Annotated in this window: 23 protein-coding genes and 2 pseudogenes; 18 read left to right on the top strand and 7 right to left on the bottom strand. The window is 41.4% G+C overall.

Translation table 11 applies throughout. The annotated features are described in order from the left end of the window. Window positions 1-192: 192 nt before the first annotated feature. A complete protein-coding gene (locus C2M30_RS00960) occupies window positions 193-828 on the top strand; it encodes a hypothetical protein (RefSeq protein WP_199775859.1) in 636 nt (211 codons plus the stop codon). A gap of 140 nt (window positions 829-968) precedes the next feature. On the opposite strand, the gene C2M30_RS00955 is transcribed toward C2M30_RS00960, so the two are convergent. The 4 genes and pseudogenes from C2M30_RS00955 to C2M30_RS00940 form a co-directional block, all read right to left on the bottom strand. Next, complete coding sequence (locus tag C2M30_RS00955; RefSeq protein WP_010562205.1) at window positions 969-1,304, bottom strand: hypothetical protein; 336 nt, start codon at window positions 1,302-1,304, stop codon at window positions 969-971. A gap of 208 nt (window positions 1,305-1,512) precedes the next feature. Continuing rightward, window positions 1,513-2,246, bottom strand: a pseudogene (locus tag C2M30_RS00950) (MBL fold metallo-hydrolase). Next, window positions 2,243-2,800, bottom strand: a complete 558-nt coding sequence (locus tag C2M30_RS00945; protein WP_234004659.1) for a chemotaxis protein — start codon at window positions 2,798-2,800, stop codon at window positions 2,243-2,245. Before C2M30_RS00945 ends, C2M30_RS00950 begins: the two are co-directional and overlap by 4 nt. Before the next feature lie 310 nt (window positions 2,801-3,110). After that, window positions 3,111-3,953, bottom strand: a complete 843-nt coding sequence (locus C2M30_RS00940) for a DMT family transporter (protein ID WP_105170351.1) — start codon at window positions 3,951-3,953, stop codon at window positions 3,111-3,113. A 76-nt stretch (window positions 3,954-4,029) separates the two neighbouring features. Between C2M30_RS00940 and C2M30_RS00935 the strand changes: the two genes are divergently transcribed. The 13 genes from C2M30_RS00935 (at window position 4,030) to C2M30_RS00875 (ending at window position 14,205) form a co-directional block, all read left to right on the top strand. Then, window positions 4,030-4,590: an LON peptidase substrate-binding domain-containing protein gene (locus tag C2M30_RS00935; protein ID WP_105170350.1), complete on the top strand. Its 561-nt coding sequence runs from the start codon at window positions 4,030-4,032 to the stop codon at window positions 4,588-4,590. A 92-nt stretch (window positions 4,591-4,682) separates the two neighbouring features. After that, entirely contained in the window at window positions 4,683-5,273 is a 591-nt protein-coding gene (locus C2M30_RS00930; RefSeq protein WP_105170349.1) for a sigma-70 family RNA polymerase sigma factor, read from the top strand. Beyond that, entirely contained in the window at window positions 5,266-5,934 is a 669-nt protein-coding gene (locus tag C2M30_RS00925) for a ChrR family anti-sigma-E factor (RefSeq protein ID WP_100912426.1), read from the top strand. Before C2M30_RS00930 ends, C2M30_RS00925 begins: the two co-directional genes overlap by 8 nt. Window positions 5,935-5,942: 8 nt before the next feature. Then, window positions 5,943-6,899, top strand: a complete 957-nt coding sequence (locus tag C2M30_RS00920) for a YbgA family protein (RefSeq protein ID WP_105170348.1) — start codon at window positions 5,943-5,945, stop codon at window positions 6,897-6,899. After that, complete coding sequence (gene phrB, locus C2M30_RS00915; RefSeq protein WP_105170347.1) at window positions 6,900-8,303, top strand: deoxyribodipyrimidine photo-lyase; 1,404 nt, start codon at window positions 6,900-6,902, stop codon at window positions 8,301-8,303. After that, window positions 8,296-8,727 carry a nuclear transport factor 2 family protein gene (locus C2M30_RS00910; RefSeq protein ID WP_105170346.1) on the top strand — a complete coding sequence of 144 codons (432 nt, stop codon included), beginning with the start codon at window positions 8,296-8,298 and terminating at the stop codon, window positions 8,725-8,727. The genes phrB and C2M30_RS00910 overlap by 8 nt, the downstream gene beginning before the upstream one ends. Next, complete coding sequence (locus C2M30_RS00905) at window positions 8,724-9,446, top strand: SDR family NAD(P)-dependent oxidoreductase (protein ID WP_105170345.1); 723 nt, start codon at window positions 8,724-8,726, stop codon at window positions 9,444-9,446. The genes C2M30_RS00910 and C2M30_RS00905 overlap by 4 nt, the downstream gene beginning before the upstream one ends. After that, entirely contained in the window at window positions 9,446-10,696 is a 1,251-nt protein-coding gene (locus C2M30_RS00900) for an NAD(P)/FAD-dependent oxidoreductase (RefSeq protein WP_105170344.1), read from the top strand. The genes C2M30_RS00905 and C2M30_RS00900 overlap by 1 nt, the downstream gene beginning before the upstream one ends. A gap of 2 nt (window positions 10,697-10,698) precedes the next feature. Beyond that, window positions 10,699-11,424, top strand: coding sequence for a DUF1365 domain-containing protein (locus C2M30_RS00895; protein WP_199775858.1), 726 nt, complete (start codon window positions 10,699-10,701; stop codon window positions 11,422-11,424). A 2-nt stretch (window positions 11,425-11,426) separates the two neighbouring features. Then, window positions 11,427-12,701 (top strand): SAM-dependent methyltransferase, encoded by a 1,275-nt coding sequence (locus C2M30_RS00890; protein WP_105170343.1) that lies wholly within the window; start codon window positions 11,427-11,429, stop codon window positions 12,699-12,701. After that, window positions 12,676-13,176, top strand: a complete 501-nt coding sequence (locus C2M30_RS00885; protein WP_105170342.1) for a DUF2878 domain-containing protein — start codon at window positions 12,676-12,678, stop codon at window positions 13,174-13,176. Before C2M30_RS00890 ends, C2M30_RS00885 begins: the two co-directional genes overlap by 26 nt. Before the next feature lie 13 nt (window positions 13,177-13,189). Beyond that, window positions 13,190-13,687: a chalcone isomerase family protein gene (locus C2M30_RS00880; protein WP_158683287.1), complete on the top strand. Its 498-nt coding sequence runs from the start codon at window positions 13,190-13,192 to the stop codon at window positions 13,685-13,687. Next, the gene (locus C2M30_RS00875; RefSeq protein WP_105170340.1) at window positions 13,684-14,205 is read left to right on the top strand and encodes a DUF3833 domain-containing protein; all 522 of its coding nucleotides are present in this window, start codon (window positions 13,684-13,686) and stop codon (window positions 14,203-14,205) included. Before C2M30_RS00880 ends, C2M30_RS00875 begins: the two co-directional genes overlap by 4 nt. Window positions 14,206-14,269: 64 nt before the next feature. Here C2M30_RS00875 and C2M30_RS00870 read toward each other — a convergent pair whose 3' ends face one another. Beyond that, window positions 14,270-15,064: a UDP-2,3-diacylglucosamine diphosphatase gene (locus C2M30_RS00870; protein WP_105170339.1), complete on the bottom strand. Its 795-nt coding sequence runs from the start codon at window positions 15,062-15,064 to the stop codon at window positions 14,270-14,272. A 90-nt stretch (window positions 15,065-15,154) separates the two neighbouring features. Continuing rightward, entirely contained in the window at window positions 15,155-15,874 is a 720-nt protein-coding gene (locus tag C2M30_RS00865; protein ID WP_105170338.1) for a hypothetical protein, read from the bottom strand. A gap of 111 nt (window positions 15,875-15,985) precedes the next feature. Here C2M30_RS00865 and C2M30_RS00860 point away from each other — a divergent pair, with 111 nt between their 5' ends. The 4 genes and pseudogenes from C2M30_RS00860 to C2M30_RS00845 all read left to right on the top strand — a co-directional run bounded on the left by C2M30_RS00860 (window position 15,986) and on the right by C2M30_RS00845 (window position 21,100). Then, window positions 15,986-16,363, top strand: a complete 378-nt coding sequence (locus C2M30_RS00860) for a hypothetical protein (protein ID WP_105170337.1) — start codon at window positions 15,986-15,988, stop codon at window positions 16,361-16,363. Between the two features lie 368 nt (window positions 16,364-16,731). After that, window positions 16,732-18,547 (top strand): annotated as a pseudogene (locus C2M30_RS00855) (assimilatory sulfite reductase (NADPH) flavoprotein subunit). Window positions 18,548-18,599: 52 nt separating this feature from the next. Continuing rightward, complete coding sequence (gene cysI, locus C2M30_RS00850) at window positions 18,600-20,318, top strand: assimilatory sulfite reductase (NADPH) hemoprotein subunit (protein WP_105170336.1); 1,719 nt, start codon at window positions 18,600-18,602, stop codon at window positions 20,316-20,318. A gap of 41 nt (window positions 20,319-20,359) precedes the next feature. Beyond that, on the top strand, window positions 20,360-21,100 hold the full coding sequence (locus C2M30_RS00845; protein WP_010562228.1) for a phosphoadenylyl-sulfate reductase: 741 nt from the start codon (window positions 20,360-20,362) through the stop codon (window positions 21,098-21,100). On the opposite strand, the gene C2M30_RS00840 is transcribed toward C2M30_RS00845, so the two are convergent. Beyond that, entirely contained in the window at window positions 21,097-21,864 is a 768-nt protein-coding gene (locus C2M30_RS00840; RefSeq protein WP_158683286.1) for a substrate-binding periplasmic protein, read from the bottom strand. The genes C2M30_RS00845 and C2M30_RS00840 overlap by 4 nt on opposite strands. Window positions 21,865-21,910 lie beyond the last annotated feature (46 nt).

Raw genomic sequence — 21,910 nt, 5'->3', positions numbered from 1 at the left:
ACTTCATCACAATGAGCGTCGTTAACCTCATCTCAACACACTTTTGTTATGCTAAATGAATGTTATGCTAGAGCCTGTTGATCTTTGCTGTGCTATCTACAAGTGTACTTTTCCACAGCATTACGAAGGATCACCTCATAACTTAATTTACAGCTCCCCCTGGGCTACCAAATAGAAATATGGAATTACACGATGAAATATAAATTTGCTTTGGCTGCACTCATTAGCAGCTTAATACCTGCCTCAGCACTTGCAGCGAGCAGCGCAAAAAACCTCGGCCCAGCGGTAGTCAAACCAGCACCAAAAGTTAGTATTGCTAGTCACGACGCTTTTTTCGATAAATTGCGCGCTCATTGCGGTAAGGCATACCAAGGAAAAGTAACGGTTGATAACCAAGATAATGGTTCTTTCAGCGGTAAAAAATTAGTAATGCATGTGCGTAAATGCAGTGACACAGAACTACAAATTCCATTTCATGTTGGTGACGATGCATCACGCACATGGATTATCACCAAAACTGGTTCAGGTTTAAGTTTAAAGCACGACCACCGCATGAGTAACGGTGAATACGATGTATCAACCATGTATGGCGGCCATACGGTTGATGCAGGCTGGCAACACGCACAATCTTTTCCTGCCGATCAATACTCAAAAGAGTTATTTGTAAAACAAGGAATACCACAATCAAATGGAAATACATGGCAAATTTTCATTTACCCAGAGACATATACCTATCGCTTAGTACGTGAAGGGCGCGAGTTTAGAGTAGACTTTGATTTAACTAACCCAATTACACCACCTGCTGCACCATGGGGCTATCAAGATTAACAGCGATATCCATTATGCTAGTTACGCAATGGGAAATAACGCGAGATGATGAAAAGCTAACAAAGTAGAACTTCCGTATGTAGTCAATCTACATCGAAAATTTTAACGCTGTTAGCATATTCTTTATTTCACTTGCATAATTAGCTACAGGTTAGTTCAGCAACTAATGGGCCTGGATTTGCTCTAGGCTCTGTTGGGAATTTTTCAAACGCTTGAATTCCCGACACAAACTTAAGATTAAATTTATCGCTTTTACACAGCGCTGCGCTGTGGCGCAACATAAATACAGATTGCTTAGCAAACTCTTGATAACTGCCTTCTCGAATAGACAGCTTGTATTTGTTATCAGCCAACTGTGTTTGGCGATAGTGCACTTTATGGTCAAAATCATACAGCGCTTGTACTTTTCCTTGGTCTTTTGCATGTAATGCCAATGATGCAAACAATACAGCTAATCCAACTAAAACCCTTGTCATACCGTTTCCTTTAATCGTATTCCTGAACTCAAAAACACATTACGTTTTAATTTACGTACTACTCATTATGCTGGTTCGCAATGAATCCCAAATTAATTGACACACAAAAGGCAATATCAAAAAGCATAAGATAAGCGCGCTTACACACGTTTTATTAAAATATATCAGTAAGTTAGATTGTTTTTAACTATGAGTTCAAGTTATCAACTTACGAATTCACTATACCAACTTCCAAATTATCAAACCACTCAAGAAACTCTTGTACTGCCTCACCTTTAAAGATCCGCCCGTGCTGTGGCGCCATCATGTCTATATCAAGTTCGCGTACGCGCGCAATCCAGTTCTTTTTCGCGCTATTAGACGGCATCCAGCGCTGGTGAAAGTAACGCATTTTATCGGCGTGTTTGGCAAAGTCTTCAACAAACATGGGGGCGTCTGGCTCTTCAAGCGAGCGCCAATATCACCGCTCATCAGAATTTTGGCTTCAGCATCATAAACATGAAAGTTACCCGAGGAATGTAAAAAATGGGCTGGAATAAAACGAAACGTCACACCATCTAAGCGCAACTCTTGTCCTTCATCGGGGATCGACTTATATTCAATATTATCCATACCAAAGTGGCGAATAAACCCTTCCCACAGCCAAGGCGCGTATAGCTTGGCATTTGGAATAGTTTTATCCCACAAACCCAGTGAAGAAATGATATCTGGGTCTTGGTGTGATGCAAATAAGGTAGTCACTTTCTCGAGTTCAGTATGACTTAATATGCCAGCTAACATCGCAGAAAATAACTCTATACCACCTGGATCTAACAACATGGTTTGCTGGTTAGTCACGATCATATATTGGTTGGTATCAATTATTTTTTCTGATTTTCCCTGATCCCGGCCAAATACAATCCATTTGTGATGTTTACCTTGGTATAAATCGGTCGATTTCATTTAAATACCCTTTCTAACTCATCGAGTGTGCTGAGGTTAGTCTCTATCGCGCCTTTAATACGCATTGCAGCGGAGCTTATATAGTCTGAAACAGATTCCAAACTGGCACAAAACTCACCTGCCTGTGATGCTTCTACACGCGACGTCACTGCGATGTATTCGGCTGCGCGCATTTGTTGTTCTATTTCTTCAAATTGCCACTGTAAGTTTTGCAATTCATGTTTAAGCGCTGTCATGGCATCTTTCACTTGCCCTGCCGCCTTGTGGTGTAATGCGCGACTTTGCGGATGCTCAAACAATGCAAGGCTATTAGCGAGGTGCTGCTCAAATTGACTAGCGCGCAAATGATGTAACGCGAGCCGAAATAACTGGCTGGCGTGTAAATTAATATGTTCTGTTGTTTGAATGGTGCGCCCGGAAAATTCGTTGATAAAATTGGTGATCGATTTGAAGCCTAAAGCAGCCTCCCCCGCCCTAATTGCGACAACTCTGGCGTTTTTGGAGGTAAGCGATAAGCTTTTTGCTTCAGTCAAAATCACTTCTAGTTGTGCCACAATTGTCGCCACGGTAATAAAGCACTTTATTTCCGGATGTTTTTTGATGCTATCCATAGAGATATTTAACGCTCAAGTAAGTACTTTCAAATATAGGAAATAAAAAAGAATTTTGCCGAGAAAAATGTAAATTTAGATTTATTACAGGCATAAAAAAGGCTCACAGGGATGTGAGCCGAAAGTGCATCATCAACAACTAATGCTTCAGGGAAATATCTAAACAAGAAATCTCTTTCTTGTATTTCAATAGACATAGCCGTTTTGAGGAAGTTCAAAAAAAGTTTAAATTAATTTTATAAAATGATCTGTGTTACTCAGTTACAAAGCTAAATATTAATACTGAAAAGATGATAATCACGCCGTAAACATACTGATATGGTTTCAGTTTTTCTCGCAAAAACACGCTTCCTACAATCATCGCAGCCACAATGCCAATCGCACGCTTTACCGCCTCAACAATACTGGCATCTAAATATCTGAGTGCACTAAATTGCAGTAGTACCGCAGCTGCAAAACCACACAAGCCAATCGCCCAATAGATTTTACACCCCCTTGGCAACAGCGCACTTTTTCGCCTAGTTACAAGCGAACAAAAAAGCACTAGGACCATAATTACGTTAACCCACAACGCATGAAAACTCACCGATGCATGTGGTAATACAAATTGATCGAGGCAAATACAGCCCGCCCAAGAAAATGCCGCGAGTAACATAAATCCAGCGCCCGGCTCTGTAATAGCAACCCCTTCACCAAGTAGGCGATATGTAGCGTAGGCGCAAATACCAATAATCGTGTACGCTTGCCAGCTAAGAATATTTGAAAAAACGACTGCATTAAGTAGCGCTGCAATCAAAGGCGTCAGCGCGAGCATGGGCAGCAAAATAGAAAAACGTCCACACCCAAGCGCCGAAATAAAGGATACCGCACCAAGCGCTGCCAACAAGCCACTTAGACTGGCAAACACATAATAAACCATTACTTGAGGCAACTGGGAAGAACCCGTGGCCAGCCAAAAAACTAAGTAAACAGGTAACGTGAACAAGCTAAAAACAAAACTAACGAGTAAAGGACTGTTATTTTCAACCAGACGTTTTCGACAAAAATCAAATAGCACCCACGCCAAACTTGCCAACAACAAAAACAACCAAGACAAAGTAATCTCCTTGTAGATGGATCTTTTTTAGCAACAATACGTATAAGCATATTATGTTGTTCAGAATAAGCTACTTATGAATCTACCAGTATTTCCATTACCAATATTTTTGTTGCCCGACGGTGTAACTCGACTACGTATTTTTGAGCCTCGCTATCTCAAAATGGTGTCGATTGCCTGCCAACAAAATGGTTTTGTGTTGTGTTTGTATGATCATCAAGCTGAGCTAAACGTGCCTAAACTCGGCGCCTGGGTTGATATTATTAACTTCTACCAGGAAGGCGAATTGCTGCATATTGATATCAAGGCGAAAAGCCTTGTGACCATCAAAAATGTAACTATGGATCAAGACAGTTTGCGTTTCGCTGATTGCAGCGAAGTGCCTCACTGGCCGCAGCAAAGCGAACAACAACACCACTCTGTGCTCGCCGCTAAGCTACATCATGTGTTTGAAGAGTTTCCTGAGCAGGCGTCTTTGTATCCTGAACCAAAGTTTGACGATATTAACTGGGTTTGTGCGCGGTTTTTAGAAATTTTGCCGCTGTCTTTCGAGAAAAAACAACTCTTTACTAACGCAGATAGTTTTACTCAAGCCGATGATTTTTTAAAAACTATTATTTTAGGTCAAGAAAACTGATCGCTTTTGTGCTCACTGCGTATTGTCTACTATGATTTTATTGTCAGAGCGCTATGATGATATCAACAACAACCAATAATCACCGATCTTCGATGAAGCAAAACGCAAATTTAGATGGGCAAGAAATTGACAGCAAAACGCTATCTAGCTGGCTAAATGACATAGCCGAGAAGCGTGACAAACAAGCATTTGCGCGCCTATTTAAATGGTTTTCACCCAAAATTTTAGGCTTTGGCAGAAAGCAATTTAACAACCCTGCGTTGGCGTCAGAGTTGCTGCAAGAAACAATGACCAACGTGTGGCGTAAGGCTCACCTGTACAACCAAGAGAAAGGTGCTGCGACAACGTGGGTCTACACAGTGATGCGTAATATTAGTTTTGATATGTTGCGCAAAGTGCAAGCCAATCACGAAGACACACTCAGCGATGATATTTGGCCATTAGCAGAAGCGCAAAATTCAGATGAACACGTGTTTGCCGACCACTTAATGGATAAGCAAATTTCACAGTATTTGAATCGCCTTCCTGATAACCAGAGACAAATTATTCAAGGCGTATATTTTCAAGATTTATCGCAAGAGCAATTAGCAAAAAATCTAAGCATTCCGTTAGGAACCGTTAAATCGCGACTGCGTTTAGCCCTAACAAAATTGAGACAGCACATAGGAGCAGACAATGATTAAGCACCATCCACAACTTTCACTGCTCAAAACCTATTGTGCCGGAGAATTACCAGCCTCAATTTCTGTTGTTATCGCCGCACATATTGAATTGTGCCCGCATTGCCAACAGCAAGTAGAAGCACTGACTGCTGAGGCAGCAAAAGGCGCATTTACGTACACCAATAATGACACCGACAACTGTGATTTACCGTCAGATATCGATTTAGATGCGTTAATCAACGATATTACGCTTGATGACAGTATTGATGATGTCGTTGCAGCGCAACCAATTGAGTTATCACTGAAAGAAAATAGCTATTACCTGCCTCAAGTGTTAAAAAATTTAGAGCTAAGCAGCTGGGCTAACTTAGGTAAACTATCGCGTTCGCGCATTGGGTTAGAAGACGCCAATTTGCACACTAGCTTGTTGCACATCGACCGTGGCGGCTCAGTGCCTGAACATACTCACAATGGCTTTGAAATTACACTATTATTAGATGGTAGTTTCAAAGACGATATGGGTGAGTATCATAAAGGCGACTTTATTTGGTTAGACGGAAAACATACACATAATCCAATTACAGAACACGGTTGCCTGTGCTTAACTGTTTCAAGTGATTCGCTGCACTTTACACAAGGCTTAAGCAAGTTACTTAATCCAATCGGTAAATTTATTTACTAGGAGGGAGCATGGTTACAGATAAGGATAAAATTATACTTGGTATAAGCGCCTGCTTAACAGGTGACCAAGTACGCTTTGACAAAAGCCATAAAAAATCTGATTTTTGCGTTAACCAGCTAGGAAAGTTTGTCGAGTATCAAAAATTTTGCCCTGAGGTTGCGGTTGGGTTGCCTGTGCCGCGCCCTACTATTAGGCAAATTAAGCGCGACGATATGATCCATGTTTCACGTCCCGATGGCAGCATGGACGTTACGCTAAAAATGAACGAATACGCTGAAAAATCAGCGAGTAAAATGTCGCACTTAAGTGGTTTTGTGTTTATGAAAGGCAGCCCAAGTTGCGGTATGGAGCGTGTAAAAGTGTACTATGAGCACGGCAAAGGTTGTGAACACGATGGCGTTGGTTTATTTGCTAAGCAAGTAATGGCGCTTAACCCAAATTTACCTTGTGAAGAAAATGGCCGACTTAACGACCCGCACCTACGCGAAAATTTTGTACTGCGAGTGTTTACCTACAAAAAATGGCAAAACCTTGTGGCATCAGGGCTTACGATACACAAGCTGACGACGTTCCATGGTCAACAAAAATATTTAGTTATGAGCCATAATGTAGCAGCGTATAAAGCCCTTGGCAGATTGCTTGGTGAAGAAAACGATTTACCAGTGGAAAAATTAGCTGATAAATACATTACGATGTTAATGCAGGCCCTTAAAAAGCCCGCATCCCGAAAAAATCACACGAATACCTTGCAACACCTTCAAGGTTATTTTAAAAAGCATCTAACTAAGCAGAATAAACAAGAACTTAGCGAAAACATTATCGCTTATCACGATGGTTTAGTGCCGTTAATGGTGCCACTCACTCTGATTAACCATCATTTGCAAAACTACCCAAATGATTATTTGGCAAACCAAGCTTATTTAGACCCTTATCCTAAGGATTTGAAACTCAGATACGGATTATAAATGAGTACTCTTTACTGGATTAGACGGGATTGTCGTTTAGACGATAATCCCGCTTTATTTTATGCATTACAGCAAAATTGCCAACATGCAGTGTTTATTACTGCCTATGAAACTTGGCAAGCTCACAATCATTCAGGCATTCAAATTGATTTTATTGAGCGTCATTTAAATTGGTTTAGCGACCAGCTTACCAAGCTCGGAATTAAAGTGAGCTTTATTGAATGCGATACCTTTGAGCAACAAATTGCCCAACTAACAGAGTTTTGCCAAGAAAATAACATTACTTCGGTAGTAGCTAACAGCGAACCGGAATTACGTGAAAAAATACGTGACAACAAAGCTGCGAAGCAACTGGAGCTAACGCTATACGATGCTGACACCATTTTGCCTTATGGCGCAGTGCTTAATAAACAAAATGAAATGTTCAAAGTTTTTACGCCATACAAAAAAGCATGGGTAAAAACGCTGCAGCAGCATGGCTTTAACCATAATTATCTTGCAGCAATTAAACAAAGTGAAGAAAGCCCTCATCAAGCCAGTAACATTACATTTAATTATGCTAAGCAAGATTCAAGTAAATGGCCTTTGGCACACGAGTTTATGCAACACGTGTTACCTCGCTTTATAAATGATAAAGTTATCGACTACGCGCGTGATCGAGATTTCCCAGCGATTAAAGGTACAAGTGGTATTTCACCTTACTTAACCATTGGCGCAATTAGCCCTAAAAGGGTTTTGTACGATCTATTATCCTATTACCCACACATGCTTGAAGATGTAAAAGCACCAATTTTTACTTGGCTAAACGAGCTAATTTGGCGTGAGTTTTATCGCAACTTGTTGCTGTCATTTCCAAATCTAAACAAATTGCACGACTTCCAAGGTAAATTTAAAGGCTTCGATTGGCCCAATGATCACGCTAAATTTACCGCTTGGTGTGAGGCAAAAACAGGATTTCCGATCGTTGATGCTGCTATGCGCCAGTTAAAGCAAACAGGTTGGATGCATAACCGCCTGCGTATGATTGTAGCAAGCTTTTTAACCAAACATTTATTGGTTGATTGGCGCTTAGGCGAAGCATTTTTTATGCAACACCTTATTGATGGCGACCTTGCCGCCAATAGCGGTGGCTGGCAATGGGCAGCAGGCACCGGCTGCGATGCACAACCTTATTTCAGAATTTTTAACCCAATAACGCAAAGTGAAAAGTTTGATCCTGACGGCAGCTTTATTCGTAAGTATTTACCAGAACTAGAGAATGTACCGCTTAAGTATATTCATCAACCACAAACCTATTTAAATTCGGTTGGCAATCACAGCTACTGGCCACAACTGGTAGATTTAAAAGAAGCCCGTTTACAGGCACTTGATTATTATCAGAAAGAGTTAAACAACGATGAGTAACACACAGCATATTGATGAATTTTTAACTATGTACAACAAGTTGGATCGCGCCAACTTGTCGCTACTGGCTAATATTTATCATCAAGATGTTGTGTTTATTGACCCATTGCACCGCATTGATGGCCTATCTGAACTCACCAAGTATTTTTCTAATCTGTACGAAAACTTAGACGCTGGGCGTTTTGAAATGAAAAAAGTACTGCAACAAGATAATACGGTTAGCCTCTACTGGACCATGTACTTCTCGCATAGCAAAATTAAAGCAGGCAAAGAAGTGTCATTTGACGGCAACAGTTACCTTGAGTATCGAGACGGCAAAGTCATTTTTCACCGCGATTATTTCAACGCTGCCGATATGCTTTATCAACATATTCCTGTACTTGGCGGGTTAATAAATTTAGTTAAAAAGCGTGCCACCGCATGAATACGGTACTAATTACAGGTGCCTCATCTGGCATTGGTGAATCACTCGCTAAATACTACGCGACTCAAGGTTTTACTGTATACGCGTGCGGACGCAACCAAGAGAAACTCGATAAGCTCGCAAGCGAATTTAACAGCATCATACCGCTGGTGTTTGATCTAAATGACAAGCAAGCCATATTTAGCGCGTTAGATAAAAACATCAAACTCGATCAAATCATATTAAACGCGGGTACCTGTGAATACATAGATAACGCAAAACAATTCGATGGTGATTTGTTTGCCCGCGTGATCAACACCAACCTTATTTCTGTTGGTTATTGTTTAGAGGCGTGGTTACCCCAGTTAAATGCGGGCGGGCAACTTGGTTTAATGAGTTCAAGTGCTGTTTACGTGCCACTTACTCGCTCACAAGCCTACGGTGCGTCAAAGGCTGGCGTAAGCTATTTAGCGAAAACTCTAAGCATTGATTTAGCACGCCACAATATTGGGGTCAGTACAATTCACCCAGGGTTTGTCGCAACCCCTCTAACCGATAAAAATGATTTCCCGATGCCTAGCCGTATTACCAGTGAACAAGCAGCGCAGGCAATCTATCGTGGTATGAAAAACAAACACTACGATATTCATTTTCCCAAACGCTTTACCTTAATACTTAAAACACTCGCACTGTTACCGTTTTTTATCTGGCGCAAACTTGCAATTAGGATGACAAAATAATGAAAAGAATAGCCATTATTGGCAGTGGTATCTCAGGCTTAACCTGCGCTTATTTACTATCAAAGAAGTACGATATCACCCTATTTGAAAAAAACGACTACATTGGCGGACACACAGCCACTGTTGATATTGAACATAATGGCGAAAAGCACGCAATTGATACCGGCTTTATTGTTTGTAATAACAAAACATACCCTAATTTTTTAAAGCTATTATCGCAAATTGGAGTTGCTTACAAAGATACTGAAATGAGCTTTAGCGTGCACAATGTGCAAAGCCAAATGGAATACAATGGCCACGGTCTCAATTCATTACTTGCACAGCGTTCAAATATTTTTAAACCTCGTTTTTGGTTGCTAATCAAAGACATTCTGCGCTTCAATAAACTCTGTAAGCAGCTACATCAAACCGATATAGATCCAGCGCTCACGCTCGGCGACTTTTTAGACCAACACGCCTTTAGCGATTTCTTTTGCCAGCATTATATTTTACCGATGGGCGCGGCTATTTGGTCCACCAGCTTACAAGAAATGCGAGACTTCGAGCTGAAATTCTTTGTTCGCTTTTTTTATAACCACGGCTTATTAAATATCAGCGATAGACCGCAATGGCATGTCATTAAAGGCGGCTCGCGAGAATACGTTAAGCCATTAACGCGCCGCTTCGCCGATAAAATTCGCCTCAACACCGATATTAAGCAAGTTACGCGCGGCAATACCGGTATTTCTTTAGAATTTGCAGATGGTACAACTCAAATATTCGATGACGTTGTATTTGCCTGTCATTCCGATCAGGCATTAAAACTACTAGGCGATGCGAGCGAGCAAGAACAATCAGTGCTCGGTAATATTCCTTACAGCAAGAATGAAGTGGTACTGCACACCGACATAAACATGTTGCCAAAACGCAAGCTTGCGTGGGCTAGCTGGAATTACCGTTTAGACAGTAATAACCCACGCCCTGCTGCAGTAACCTATAATATGAACATATTACAGGGACTTAAAACGGACACGACTTACTGTGTTACGCTCAATCAAACTGAACAAATTGATAAAAGCAAAATTTTACGCAGCTTTGTTTACCATCACCCAGTGTTTAATAAACAAAGTATGGCGGCGCAGCAGCAACGAGGCACAATTTGCGGCACCAATCACACACACTTTTGCGGTGCGTACTGGTATAACGGATTTCATGAAGATGGCGTTCGCAGTGCGCTCGACGTATGTAAACGCTTTGATTGCGAACTATAACTATGAATAGTGGCATATACTGCGGACAAGTAAGGCATAGACGCTTTTATCCTAAGCAACATGCCTTTAGCTATAGCATGTATATGCTGGCACTTGATTTAGACGAACTAGACTTAATCGCCACAACTAGCCGTTTGTTTAGCCTTAAAAAATTCGCGCCAATTAGCTTTTTTCAAGACGATTATATAAAAGGTGAACCGGGCAACTTAAAGCAACGTATTGCCAGTAAAGTTACACAGTTAGGTGGTAACTGGGATGGCACAAAAGTAACCTTTATGGGGCAATGTCGAAATTTCGGTATCTATTTTAGCCCTGCAAATTTTTTCTTTTGTTACGACCAAGATAATGTTTGTACAACCATGTTAGTTGAAGTTTCGAATACGCCTTGGTTAGAGCGTCACTACTATGTGGTGGATATTTCTAAGCAACAACGCATGGATAAAACATTTCATGTGTCGCCGTTTATGGATTTAGATATGCAATATGTATGGCGTGTAAAAGCGCCACAAGAAAAAGTACTTATTCATATCGAAAACCATAAATCAGAGAAAGTGTTTGACGCCACAGTAGCATTATCACGCTGCGAATTTTCGCGCAGAAATATGCTTAAAACATGGCTTAGTACACCAGCAATGACATTAAAAGTCGTCGCTGGCATTTACTGGCAAGCACTTAAGCTTTTTGCCAAACGCATCCCATTTATTGCGCACCCAAACGCGAGAGGATAATTATGGAGCAGCAAAGTACCAGCTCAACCAATCTAACGCAGGAAAACGAGTTATCGTGGTTTACATCACGCTGTCGCTCACTTGTTTTAAACGCACTGAATCAAATTGAAAATGCCGGCGTAGAAAGTGAAGAAAACGGTCAGATTACGTTTCTAGGAAACCAAGACAGTGAACTACGAGGCAAGTTAATAGTGCTTGATCCAAGCCTTTACATCGACTTTATTAAAGGCGGTAGCATTGCAGCAGCAGAAGGCTACCTCAAAAAGAAGTGGACATCACCCAACTTAACCGAGTTAATTCGTGTTTTTGCCCGCAGCAGCAGTACGCTCGACCAAGTAGAAGCTAAAAAATCGCTGTTAACTAAAATTAAAAACTTTTTGTTTCACTGGGGCAATGCCAATACACAATCTGGCTCAAAGAAAAACATTCTCGCCCATTATGATTTAGGTAACGAGCTCTACACCCGCTTTTTAGATAGCACGATGATGTACTCAAGCGCCATCTATTCAAATGAAGCAACTGACTTACATTCAGCACAACTTAATAAATTAAAAACCATTTGTGACAAGCTTAAACTCTCTGAAAGTGACCATTTAATTGAAATCGGTACCGGCTGGGGCGGATTAGCTATTTTTGCCGCTAAGAATTATGGCTGCAAGGTTACTACAACCACAATTTCTGACGCGCAATACGAGTACGCCGTCGAAAAAGTAAAAGCCGAAGGGTTAGAAGATAAAATTACATTACTGAAAAAAGATTACCGCTTACTGGAAGGTAAATACGACAAGCTGGTTTCAATCGAAATGATTGAAGCAGTTGGTCATAAGTTTATGGCGGAGTTTTTTGCTAAATGCAACAGCCTACTGAAAGACTCAGGCCTAATGCTCATCCAAGCAATTACCATTTTAGATGCCCGTTACGAACACTATCGCAATAACGTTGATTTTATTCAGCGCTACATTTTTCCTGGCGGCTGTTTACCGTCTAACGCGGTAATGAATCAGCACATTGCCGAACAAACTAATATGATGATCGATAACGTGGAAGACATTGGCTTACATTATGCGCGAACACTTTACGATTGGCGCATGAAATTTGATAACGCCTGGCCAGAGTTAACTCAATTTGGTTTTGATGAGCAATTTAAGCGTCTGTGGCACTTCTACTTATGTTATTGCGAAGGCGCATTCATTGAGCGCGTGATCAGTACCCATCAGCTCGTTATGCGTAAGCCTCATTATCGCGATAATCATGACCAGCAAATTTTGGCTTACTAACCTTGTTTTATTTCAGCTAGCTTGGTTTTGCTGTGCGCTACTCACAGCAAATGCCAGCTGGCTGACTCCATTAATCGTTGCTCTTCACTTTGCTTTATCGCCAACAAAACGAAGCGATGCAAAGCTATTACCCTTTGCCCTTTTTGGTTGTGTGATTGATTACATACTCTTTCAACTCAATGTGATTAGTTTTGCCGCAGAGCAATTTCCACTTTGGCTGCTATGCCTATGGGTTATGTTTGTACTTTCAATTAAGCATTCATTAAGTTGGTTAGGAAAGTGTAAGCTATGGCTAGTTGCCATCATTGGCGCATTTGGCGGTGCACTAAGTTACCTTGGTGCACTTAATTTTTCTGCCATCATCACATCTTTAAGCCAACTATCACTCTTTACTGTGTACGCAATTATTTGGGCGCTACTGCTGCCCGCATTGATCGTTTTTAAACAAAGGCTCGTAGAATCTAAACACAACTAACTGGATGTTAGCCATGTTTAAAACATTACTATTTGCGACCCTTTTATTCGCCCCAAGTCTGTTTGCGATACAAACAAGCCAACTCACTAAATACGGTGAAGGTGAAATGAAAGTGCTATTTTGGCACTTATACAAAGCCGAGCTATTTGGCAGCAAAACGCGTTACTCCTTTGACGACGCTAAACTCGCGCTTAAAATCACCTATTACCGCGATATAGACAAAGAGGACTTAATAGAAGCAACTGCAGACCAATGGCAACACATTGGCGTGACCCATCAAAACATACCCAAGTGGCTAGATGAACTCGCTACCATTTGGCCAAACATTAAAAAGAACGACATGCTGATTGTGACGCGCAATGAAGACAACAGCGCAAGCTTTTTCAATCACCAAGGGCTTTTAGGCACTGTAAACGATCCTGACTTTGGCGATGCATTCTTAAATATTTGGTTATCGGAAAAAACCACTCGCCCAAAATTGCGAGCAAAACTTGTTGGAGATAAAAAATGAAACGATTGCTAATTGTGGCACTAACCATATTAATTTCAGCATGTTCAAGCCCAGATATTAATGATTACACAAGTACTTCTCCCGACCTTAAATTAGAGCAATTCTTTAACGGTAAACTAACGGCTCACGGTGTAGTGCTTGACCGCTCAGGCGCATTAACACGACGCTTTAGCGTTGATTTAGTGGGTACGTGGCAATACGATAAAGGCAAACTAGAAGAATGGTTTGTTTATGACGACGGGGAAAAACAAACACGTACTTGGTATTTAGAAAACTTAGGTGACGGCAATTACAAAGGTACGGCCAATGATGTAGTAGGAACTGCGATGGGCACGGCTAAAGGCTCTGCACTTTATTGGCGTTATCAATTAGTCATTGACTATCAAGGCGAACCACTCGAAGTCACGCTAGACGATTGGATGTTTTTGATTAATGAAAAACGTCTGATCAACCGAACCGAAATTATTAAGTTTGGTATCAAAGTAGGTGAAGTCATTCTTACCATCGAGAAAGAGTAGTAAGTAGGTGTTAGATGCCGCGGCTCAAGCTAAAGCATCTACAAACTCAAGCATAAAAGCAAGTTTAAGCAGCCTGCTCGCTGTGTTTCTGACTTAAATCGACCACTTTCAAGCTGGTTTGAATATCAGACCAATGCAACAACTCAATACGGCCTGACTCGTCCTCCACCAGCACAGTGCAGTTTTCTATCCAATCACCGTCATTACAATACAAAATGCCATCGATTTTTTTAATGTCTGGTTGATGAATATGACCGCAAATAATGCCATCGACACCTTGCTTTTTCGCTTCGTGCACAGCGGCTTTTTCAAACGCAGCGATTGCTTGGCGTGCTTTATGAATTCGGTTTTTAATCCAAGACGCAAGCGACCAATAGTGACTGCCGAATAAGCGCCGCACACGATTGTGCCAACGATTCAAAAACAGTAAAAAATCGTATGCGCTATCGCCAATAATACTGATCAGTTTGCTATAACGTGTTGCAGAATCAAAATCATCGCCATGCACAAGCAAAAAACGCTTACCAGTTTTGGCTGTGTGAATAAAACTGCGATGCACTTCAACATTCATAAATGCTTCGCCAACATAAGCGCGAAAGGTTTCATCATGGTTGCCGGGAATATAAATAACACGTGTGCCAGAGTTAGCTTTGTTGCGAATACACTCTAACACTTGATAATGGCTTGGTTGCCAGTAAAATTGTCGTTTCATCGACCATAAATCAATTATATCGCCAACTAAGTAAAGCACATCGCATTCTGTATTGGTGAGAAAATCCAGTAAGAATTCAGCCTTACAGTCTTTGTAACCCAAATGCACATCTGAGATCCAAATACAGGAATAATATTGCTTTGCCATATTCGCGCTTCCTTATGTGTAATAAGTCTTACGCTAAAAACATCCGATGACAAATTAGCGGCACTTATAAGAAAGCTTTATGACAACAAATCAATTTGCCAGAACTTTTCGTTTTCTTCTAAAAGGCATATTTTGAAACAACAGCATCATTCCTGACATACAAAACAATACAGCAACAGCGGCAAAACTAATTAATAATGGATTATTAAAATCTTCACGCTCGTCATAATCCATTATGTGCAGCATCCAAAAGAAATCAAAAATACGCCAAATAGTGCTACGTACAGTAATTACCTGACCCGAATCAGCTTGTATATACAATGTAGTGTTAACATTATCCGCAAAGTCTATACGCCAAATATTGCTTTTATAACCGACCTCTCTCGGTCCTTCTTTTAACAGTGATGCGGTCGCGTCTATGGTTTGGCTATCAGCCAAGTAATGAGCTTTTGCCTGTCTGATAATTTGCTGTTTATTAGGTGCCTCGAGTTTCTCTCCCGTTTCGCCATGCAAGTAAACTCGCTCTTTATGGCCGACTAATTCAATTACAGGAGTCCCTAAGAAGTGTATGAAATTGACATTTTTCAGTCCGATATTGTATTGCTTAAAGTTATCAAAATTTCTTGTATATACATCTTGCGAGAAAGGATTTTCTAACTGTCGTTTGGCAAGGTGTTTACCGTGTACATACTCCAGTGGAATCGCACTCATAACTAAGCCACCCAATAACCATGCGAATACTTGTAACGCGAGTAAATAACCTAACCATTTGTGGCACTTACGCGCCCATTTAAACCACGATTTTTTCATTATTGTTCTCGTTATTGGGTTTTTCCGCTCGTAATATCGTCTTCGCGAAACTAGAGATAAAAGCCAATCTAATGTAAAGTTAGCGATTAAGCAATTACAGAGAAAACATCAATGTCAGATATTCAGTTTCTTAATGTCGACCTAGAAATCGAGTCAAAACAAGATATTGCCCAATTAGTTTCAGACTTGGGTAAGTCGGCTATGGTTCTTCACTACGACAAAGATGAAACTCGTCAGTTGGCGCGTATAGAGGCAAACATTGACGTAACTTCTCCTGACAGTGCAATTAATCACTTATGTGAATTGATCGAATCCTGTTCTCGCAACGCTTTAAAGCAATGGCTTAGCTGTACAAGACGCACATTCGATATTGGCTTTCAAAGTGGTAAAAAACCAAAGTGTTTTAACCAGGCGCTTCACGCCGATACTCTGCTTAGAATTTCAGCCATAGGCGCCGGCATTGAAATCACACTTTATCCGGTTGAGTAACTCGTTCACAAACACCACCCGCGAGATTGATCACAGTGAATTACAACCTACTCACTGTGATTAAAACCACTAAAAGTAATCACTTTCACTTACCTTTATTGAATATTATCCAATCGCAATACCGCAACGTGCCGCAACTAATTTCAAGCACAACAATCAATTAACGCATCGGCTCTCAATAAAAATTATAAATAACACGTCATACATTCCTTTTTGGAATAACAAAGCACTTTCTATTATTTTTTTCTTTGCCATGACATCGTTATATTTCACCATCAGAGAAGCTTAAAAAGGTGTGTTGTTACTAGATGTATAACAAGCACCGTTAAGAAATGTATAAACCATTTGGTGGTCGAGGAAAAAATTCCATGTTGTTAAGTCAACTTTCTGCGCAAGCGAGTCCGCTTACGCCAGAGCAAGTACAGAAGTTACAAGCGCTTACTGCTGAACTGAACCCAATTCAACAAGCTTGGGTGAGTGGTTACTTAGCAGCAAATGCCAATACAGCAGCATTATCAGGTCAGGTTGCGGGCGCAGCACCACAAGCAGGCGAAGCTGCGGCATTAACCATTCTTTATGGTTCACAAACAGGTAATGCCAAAGGCGTCGCTAACCAGCTAAAAGCAGCAGCTGAAGCGAAAGGTCTAGCGGTTAAGCTTGTAAATATGGCTGACTATAAGCCAGCTCAACTTAAGAAAGAGAAGTTTATTGCTGTTGCTGTTTCTACTTATGGTGAGGGTGAGCCACCAGAAGACGCTGAAAATCTACATGCGTTCTTAGCTTCGAAAAAAGCGCCTAAACTAGATGGTGTTAAAGTGGCGGTTATCGGTTTAGGTGACTCAAGCTACGAATTCTTCTGCCAAACGGCGATTGATTTTGAAGAGCGCTTTAAAGCACTAGGCGCAGAAACTGTGGTTACGCGTGCTGATTTAGACGTTGATTATGAAGACCAAGCAGCAGCTTGGATCGGTGGTGCGGTTGATGCATTCGAACCTGAGCTAAAAGCACAATCACAAGGTTCAGCACAAGTTATTCCTATGGCTGGCTTCGGTGCAGCACCAGCGCAAAGCCAATACACTAAGCAAAACCCATTTGCGGCTGAGCTAAGTGTGGTACAAAAGATCACAGGTCGCGACTCAACTAAAGATGTACGTCACATTGAGATTTCATTAGAAGGCTCTGACATCACGTATCTTCCAGGTGATTCTTTAGGTGTTTATTTCTTAAATGACGAAGCACTTGTTGATGAAACGCTGGCACTATTAAACATTGATGGCGCGACTGAAATCACGTTAGGTGAAGAAACGTTATCAATTCGCACAGCACTTATTGAAAAACTAGAGCTAACTCAGTCTTACCCTGGTTTCGTTGAAAAGTACGCACAAGCGACTAACAACGCAGAGCTATTAAAGCTAGTTGAAGATAAAGCAGCAATGCGTGAATACATCGAAGCACGTCAAATCTTCGATATCATTAAGCAAAACCCAAGCGATATTAGCGCACAAGATTTAGCAAATAGCCTACGTAAGCTACAAGCGCGTTTATATTCAATTGCGTCAAGCCAAGCTGAAGTGGAAGAAGAAGTACACTTAACGGTTGGTTTAGTCGAGTTTGATGCCTTTGGTGAAAAACACTTTGGCGGTTGTTCAAGCTATCTTGCACACCGTGCAGAAGAAGGCGTACAAGTTAAAGTATTTAGCGAGCATAACGACAACTTCCGTTTACCAAGCGACGATAACACTCCAGTTATCATGGTTGGCCCAGGTACAGGTATTGCGCCTTTCCGCGCATTCTTGCAAGAGCGTGATGCACGTGAAGCGGAAGGTGATAACTGGTTATTCTTCGGTAACCCGCACTTCACGCAAGATTTCTTATATCAAGTAGAGATCCAAGGTTATGTGAAGTCTGGTCTACTAAACAAAGTAGACCTAGCATTTAGCCGCGAGCAAGCAGAAAAAGTATACGTGCAAGACCGTCTTCGCGAGAAAGGCGAAGAAGTATTTGCATGGTTAGAAAAAGGTGCACATTTCTATATTTGTGGTGACGCAAACCCGCATGGCGAAAGACGTTCACCAAGCACTTATCGACATTGTTAAAGCCCATGGTGGCAAAGATGACGAGCAAGCTGAAAGCTACCTTAAGGAGCTTCGCAGCAACAACCGTTATCAAAAAGACGTGTACTAACAGCTTGTTAGTACACCACACTGACCGTCACAGTAGAATTTTAGGATAAGCCATGAGCACAGATTACAAACCTAACAGCAAGCTAGACCCAAATGCTAAGTTTGCTGATAACGAAAGATTAAAAACGCAAAGTAACTTTTTACGCGGTACCATTGAAGCGGATCTAAAAGACCAACTTACCGGTGGTTTTACAGCGGATAACTTCCAGCTAATCCGTTTCCACGGTATGTACCAGCAAGACGACCGTGATATTCGTCCAGAGCGTACTAAGCAAAAGCTTGAGCCAATGCATAACGTGATGCTTCGCGCACGTATGCCAGGCGGTATTATCACACCTAAGCAGTGGTTAGCGATTGATGAGTTTGCTGGCGATAAAACCATTTATGGCAGTATTCGTTTAACAACACGTCAAACATTCCAGTTCCACGGTGTGTTAAAGCCGGGCATTAAAGAAATGCACCAAATGCTAAACAGCGTTGGCATTGACTCAATTGCAACTGCCGGTGACGTTAACCGTAACGTACTATGTACGACTAACCCAGTTGAGTCTGAGTTACACCAAGAAGCATACGAGTGGGCCGCTAAGATTTCTGAGCACTTATTACCACACACTAAAGCGTATGCTGAAATTTGGTTAAACGGTGAAAAGACAGAAACAACAAAAGAGCCAATTTTAGGGTCTACTTACTTACCACGTAAGTTCAAAACCACGGTTACGATTCCACCAAACAACGAAGTAGACGTTCACGCCAATGACCTTAACTTTGTTGCCATTGCTGACAACGGCAAACTAGTTGGTTTTAACGTACTTGTTGGTGGTGGTCTTGCGATGACCCACGGTGATGTAAACACTTACCCGCGCAAAGCGGATGATCTAGGTTTCATTCCGCTTGAGCACACACTAAAAATTGCAGAGCACGTCGTATCTGTTCAGCGTGACTGGGGTAATCGTGTTAACCGTAAGAACGCAAAAACTAAGTACACATTAGATACTTTCGGTACAGATGCGTTTAAAGCGGAAGTTGAAAATCGTGCTGGCGTTAAATTTGAAGAAAGCCGCCCTTATGAGTTCACTCACCGTGGTGACCGTATCGGTTGGGTAGAGGGTATTGATGGTAAGCACCACCTGACGCTGTTTATCCAAAGTGGTCGTATTCTTGATTACCCAGGTCAACCACTGAAAACAGGTTGTCGTAAGATTGCAGAAATTCACCAAGGTGACTTCCGCATGACAGCTAACCAAAACTTAATTGTTGCCGGTGTGCCTGCGGATCAAAAAGACATTATTGAAAAAATCGCGCGCGAGCACGGTTTAATTGACGACTCACACTCAGAGCAACGCTTTAACTCAATGGCATGTGTGGCATTACCGACTTGTCCACTTGCGATGGCTGAAGCTGAACGTTATTTACCTGAGCTTATCGAGAAAACAGAAGCTATTTTAGCGAAGCACGAAATTCCGAATGACGACATCATTATGCGTGTCGTAGGCTGCCCGAATGGTTGTGGTCGCGCCATGTTAGCTGAAATTGGTTTTGTCGGTAAAGGCCCAGGTAAATACAACGTTTACCTAGGTGGTAACCGTGAAGGTACGCGCGTACCTAAGCTTTACCTAGAAAATGTTGGGGAAGACGTTTACTTACCAGCATTAGATGAATTAATTGGCCAATGGGCCAAGGAGCGCAACGAAGGTGAATGTTTTGGTGACTTCGCTATCCGTAAGGAAATCGTTGCCGAAGTGAAAGTCTCTAAAACAGACTTCCACGCTTAATATTTTAAGGGCGGTTAGCCGCCCTCATTTGGAATTTATGCATGAGTGAATTTAAGCAAATATTAACGCTAGATAAAGACGTTCAGAATGCCATGCTTGCCGATGCAAATGGCATGCTAGCAGAGCTTTCGGCTGAAGAACGTGTTTTATGGGCGTTAGAAAATTTACCAAGCACACACTTTTTATCGTCTAGCTTTGGCATTCAAGCGGCTGTGATGTTACACCTAGTAACATCGCATAAAGCAGATATCCCGGTGGTTTTAACAGATACTGGTTATCTTTTCCCAGAAACTTATCAGTTTATTGATGAGCTTACTGAGCGATTGAAACTCAATCTGAAAGTGTATAAATCAGAACTGAGCCCTGCGTGGCAAGAAGCTAAGTTTGGTAAATTATGGGAACAAGGCGAACAAGGTATTAAACAATACAATACCTTAAATAAAGTTGAACCTATGACACGTGCATTGAAAGAACTCGATGCAGGTACTTGGTTTAGCGGTTTGCGTCGCCAACAATCATCGACTCGAGCAGATAAGCAAGTGCTTGAGATCAGTCGCGGTACCGTGAAGGTTTATCCAATTATTGATTGGCATAGCCGCGATGTGTATCAATACTTAACCAAGCACGATTTACCTTACCACCCGTTATGGGAACAAGGCTATGTGTCGATGGGTGATGTGCATACCACACGTAAGCTAGAGCCAGGTATGACCGAAGAAGAAACGCGTTTCTTTGGTTTAAATCGTGAGTGTGGCCTTCACACAGACGGCGGCGGTATTTAAGGTCGTTTTGCTAAAAAACGATGTGATACCTTAGGTAAATTATTTTTTGCCAACCATGTTAGGGTGAGCTTATCTAGCTCACCACTAACATACATTTGCGTAATTGCAGTATCAAATGCATCGCGTACTTTCTCATCTCTAAAGATAATCTGCGAACCGGCATTTGTGATAACGTCTAACGGTGTAAACTTATTTGTTAGCCCCAGCGGTTTAATAAAATGATAAAACTTCAGCCAATCAGCAACTAATACATCAATCTTATTTGCCACCAGCATCTTATTCACAGCGAGCTGATCGCCACTTTCAAAATAACGTGTATTTATGTCATTGATTAGTATTTGGAAGTCATGACCAAAGTTTAAACTTGCACCTGAAAAACTTGCTAACCTTGCACCTTTTAAATCAAGCACATGTTCAGCCTTAGCCCATCGATTGTCTTTACTTAAAATTGCACGATTGTAAAAGAACAAGCGATACTGAGACGGGTAACCGTCCCCAGTAAATGCACCTGTCCAATTTACTGCAATATCAACCCTTTGCTTTTCGTAGTAGCGTTTTATCGCATCGTTTGAAACATTGATGTAAGTCGGGCTGAACCCTGCTCTATTAAGCCCTGCAGACAAAAGCTGCTCGTATAAGCCAACATGGCGTTGATAGGAGCTTGCTTTGAAGTATGGAGTAAAGTTGCCAGCAGCGACTTTAATATCGCGGGCATACACATGAGCGTTAAAGCACAACAATAATAAACAAAAAAGTCTAATCACAAGTGCCACTAATAATGAGTGATAAATCATAGTATGGCTGATTATT

Origin of the sequence: Pseudoalteromonas sp. T1lg24, from assembly GCF_002964745.1 — a bacterium.
Lineage (GTDB): Bacteria > Pseudomonadota > Gammaproteobacteria > Enterobacterales > Alteromonadaceae > Pseudoalteromonas > Pseudoalteromonas spongiae.
This window is presented reverse-complemented; position numbering and strand designations above follow the sequence as displayed.

Excerpts from the sequence above, each read along its gene's own strand:
- C2M30_RS00960 (WP_199775859.1), top strand. The coding sequence starts at position 193 with ATGAAATATAAATTTGCTTTGGCTGCACTCATTAGCAGCTTAATACCT.
- C2M30_RS00955 (WP_010562205.1), bottom strand. The coding sequence starts at position 1,304 with ATGACAAGGGTTTTAGTTGGATTAGCTGTATTGTTTGCATCATTGGCA.
- C2M30_RS00935 (WP_105170350.1), top strand. The coding sequence starts at position 4,030 with ATGAATCTACCAGTATTTCCATTACCAATATTTTTGTTGCCCGACGGT.
- C2M30_RS00930 (WP_105170349.1), top strand. The coding sequence starts at position 4,683 with ATGAAGCAAAACGCAAATTTAGATGGGCAAGAAATTGACAGCAAAACG.
- C2M30_RS00925 (WP_100912426.1), top strand. The coding sequence starts at position 5,266 with ATGATTAAGCACCATCCACAACTTTCACTGCTCAAAACCTATTGTGCC.
- C2M30_RS00920 (WP_105170348.1), top strand. The coding sequence starts at position 5,943 with ATGGTTACAGATAAGGATAAAATTATACTTGGTATAAGCGCCTGCTTA.
- phrB (WP_105170347.1), top strand. The coding sequence starts at position 6,900 with ATGAGTACTCTTTACTGGATTAGACGGGATTGTCGTTTAGACGATAAT.
- C2M30_RS00910 (WP_105170346.1), top strand. The coding sequence starts at position 8,296 with ATGAGTAACACACAGCATATTGATGAATTTTTAACTATGTACAACAAG.
- C2M30_RS00905 (WP_105170345.1), top strand. The coding sequence starts at position 8,724 with ATGAATACGGTACTAATTACAGGTGCCTCATCTGGCATTGGTGAATCA.
- C2M30_RS00900 (WP_105170344.1), top strand. The coding sequence starts at position 9,446 with ATGAAAAGAATAGCCATTATTGGCAGTGGTATCTCAGGCTTAACCTGC.
- C2M30_RS00895 (WP_199775858.1), top strand. The coding sequence starts at position 10,699 with ATGAATAGTGGCATATACTGCGGACAAGTAAGGCATAGACGCTTTTAT.
- C2M30_RS00890 (WP_105170343.1), top strand. The coding sequence starts at position 11,427 with ATGGAGCAGCAAAGTACCAGCTCAACCAATCTAACGCAGGAAAACGAG.
- C2M30_RS00885 (WP_105170342.1), top strand. The coding sequence starts at position 12,676 with ATGACCAGCAAATTTTGGCTTACTAACCTTGTTTTATTTCAGCTAGCT.
- C2M30_RS00880 (WP_158683287.1), top strand. The coding sequence starts at position 13,190 with ATGTTTAAAACATTACTATTTGCGACCCTTTTATTCGCCCCAAGTCTG.
- C2M30_RS00875 (WP_105170340.1), top strand. The coding sequence starts at position 13,684 with ATGAAACGATTGCTAATTGTGGCACTAACCATATTAATTTCAGCATGT.
- C2M30_RS00870 (WP_105170339.1), bottom strand. The coding sequence starts at position 15,064 with ATGGCAAAGCAATATTATTCCTGTATTTGGATCTCAGATGTGCATTTG.
- C2M30_RS00865 (WP_105170338.1), bottom strand. The coding sequence starts at position 15,874 with ATGAAAAAATCGTGGTTTAAATGGGCGCGTAAGTGCCACAAATGGTTA.
- C2M30_RS00860 (WP_105170337.1), top strand. The coding sequence starts at position 15,986 with ATGTCAGATATTCAGTTTCTTAATGTCGACCTAGAAATCGAGTCAAAA.
- cysI (WP_105170336.1), top strand. The coding sequence starts at position 18,600 with ATGAGCACAGATTACAAACCTAACAGCAAGCTAGACCCAAATGCTAAG.
- C2M30_RS00845 (WP_010562228.1), top strand. The coding sequence starts at position 20,360 with ATGAGTGAATTTAAGCAAATATTAACGCTAGATAAAGACGTTCAGAAT.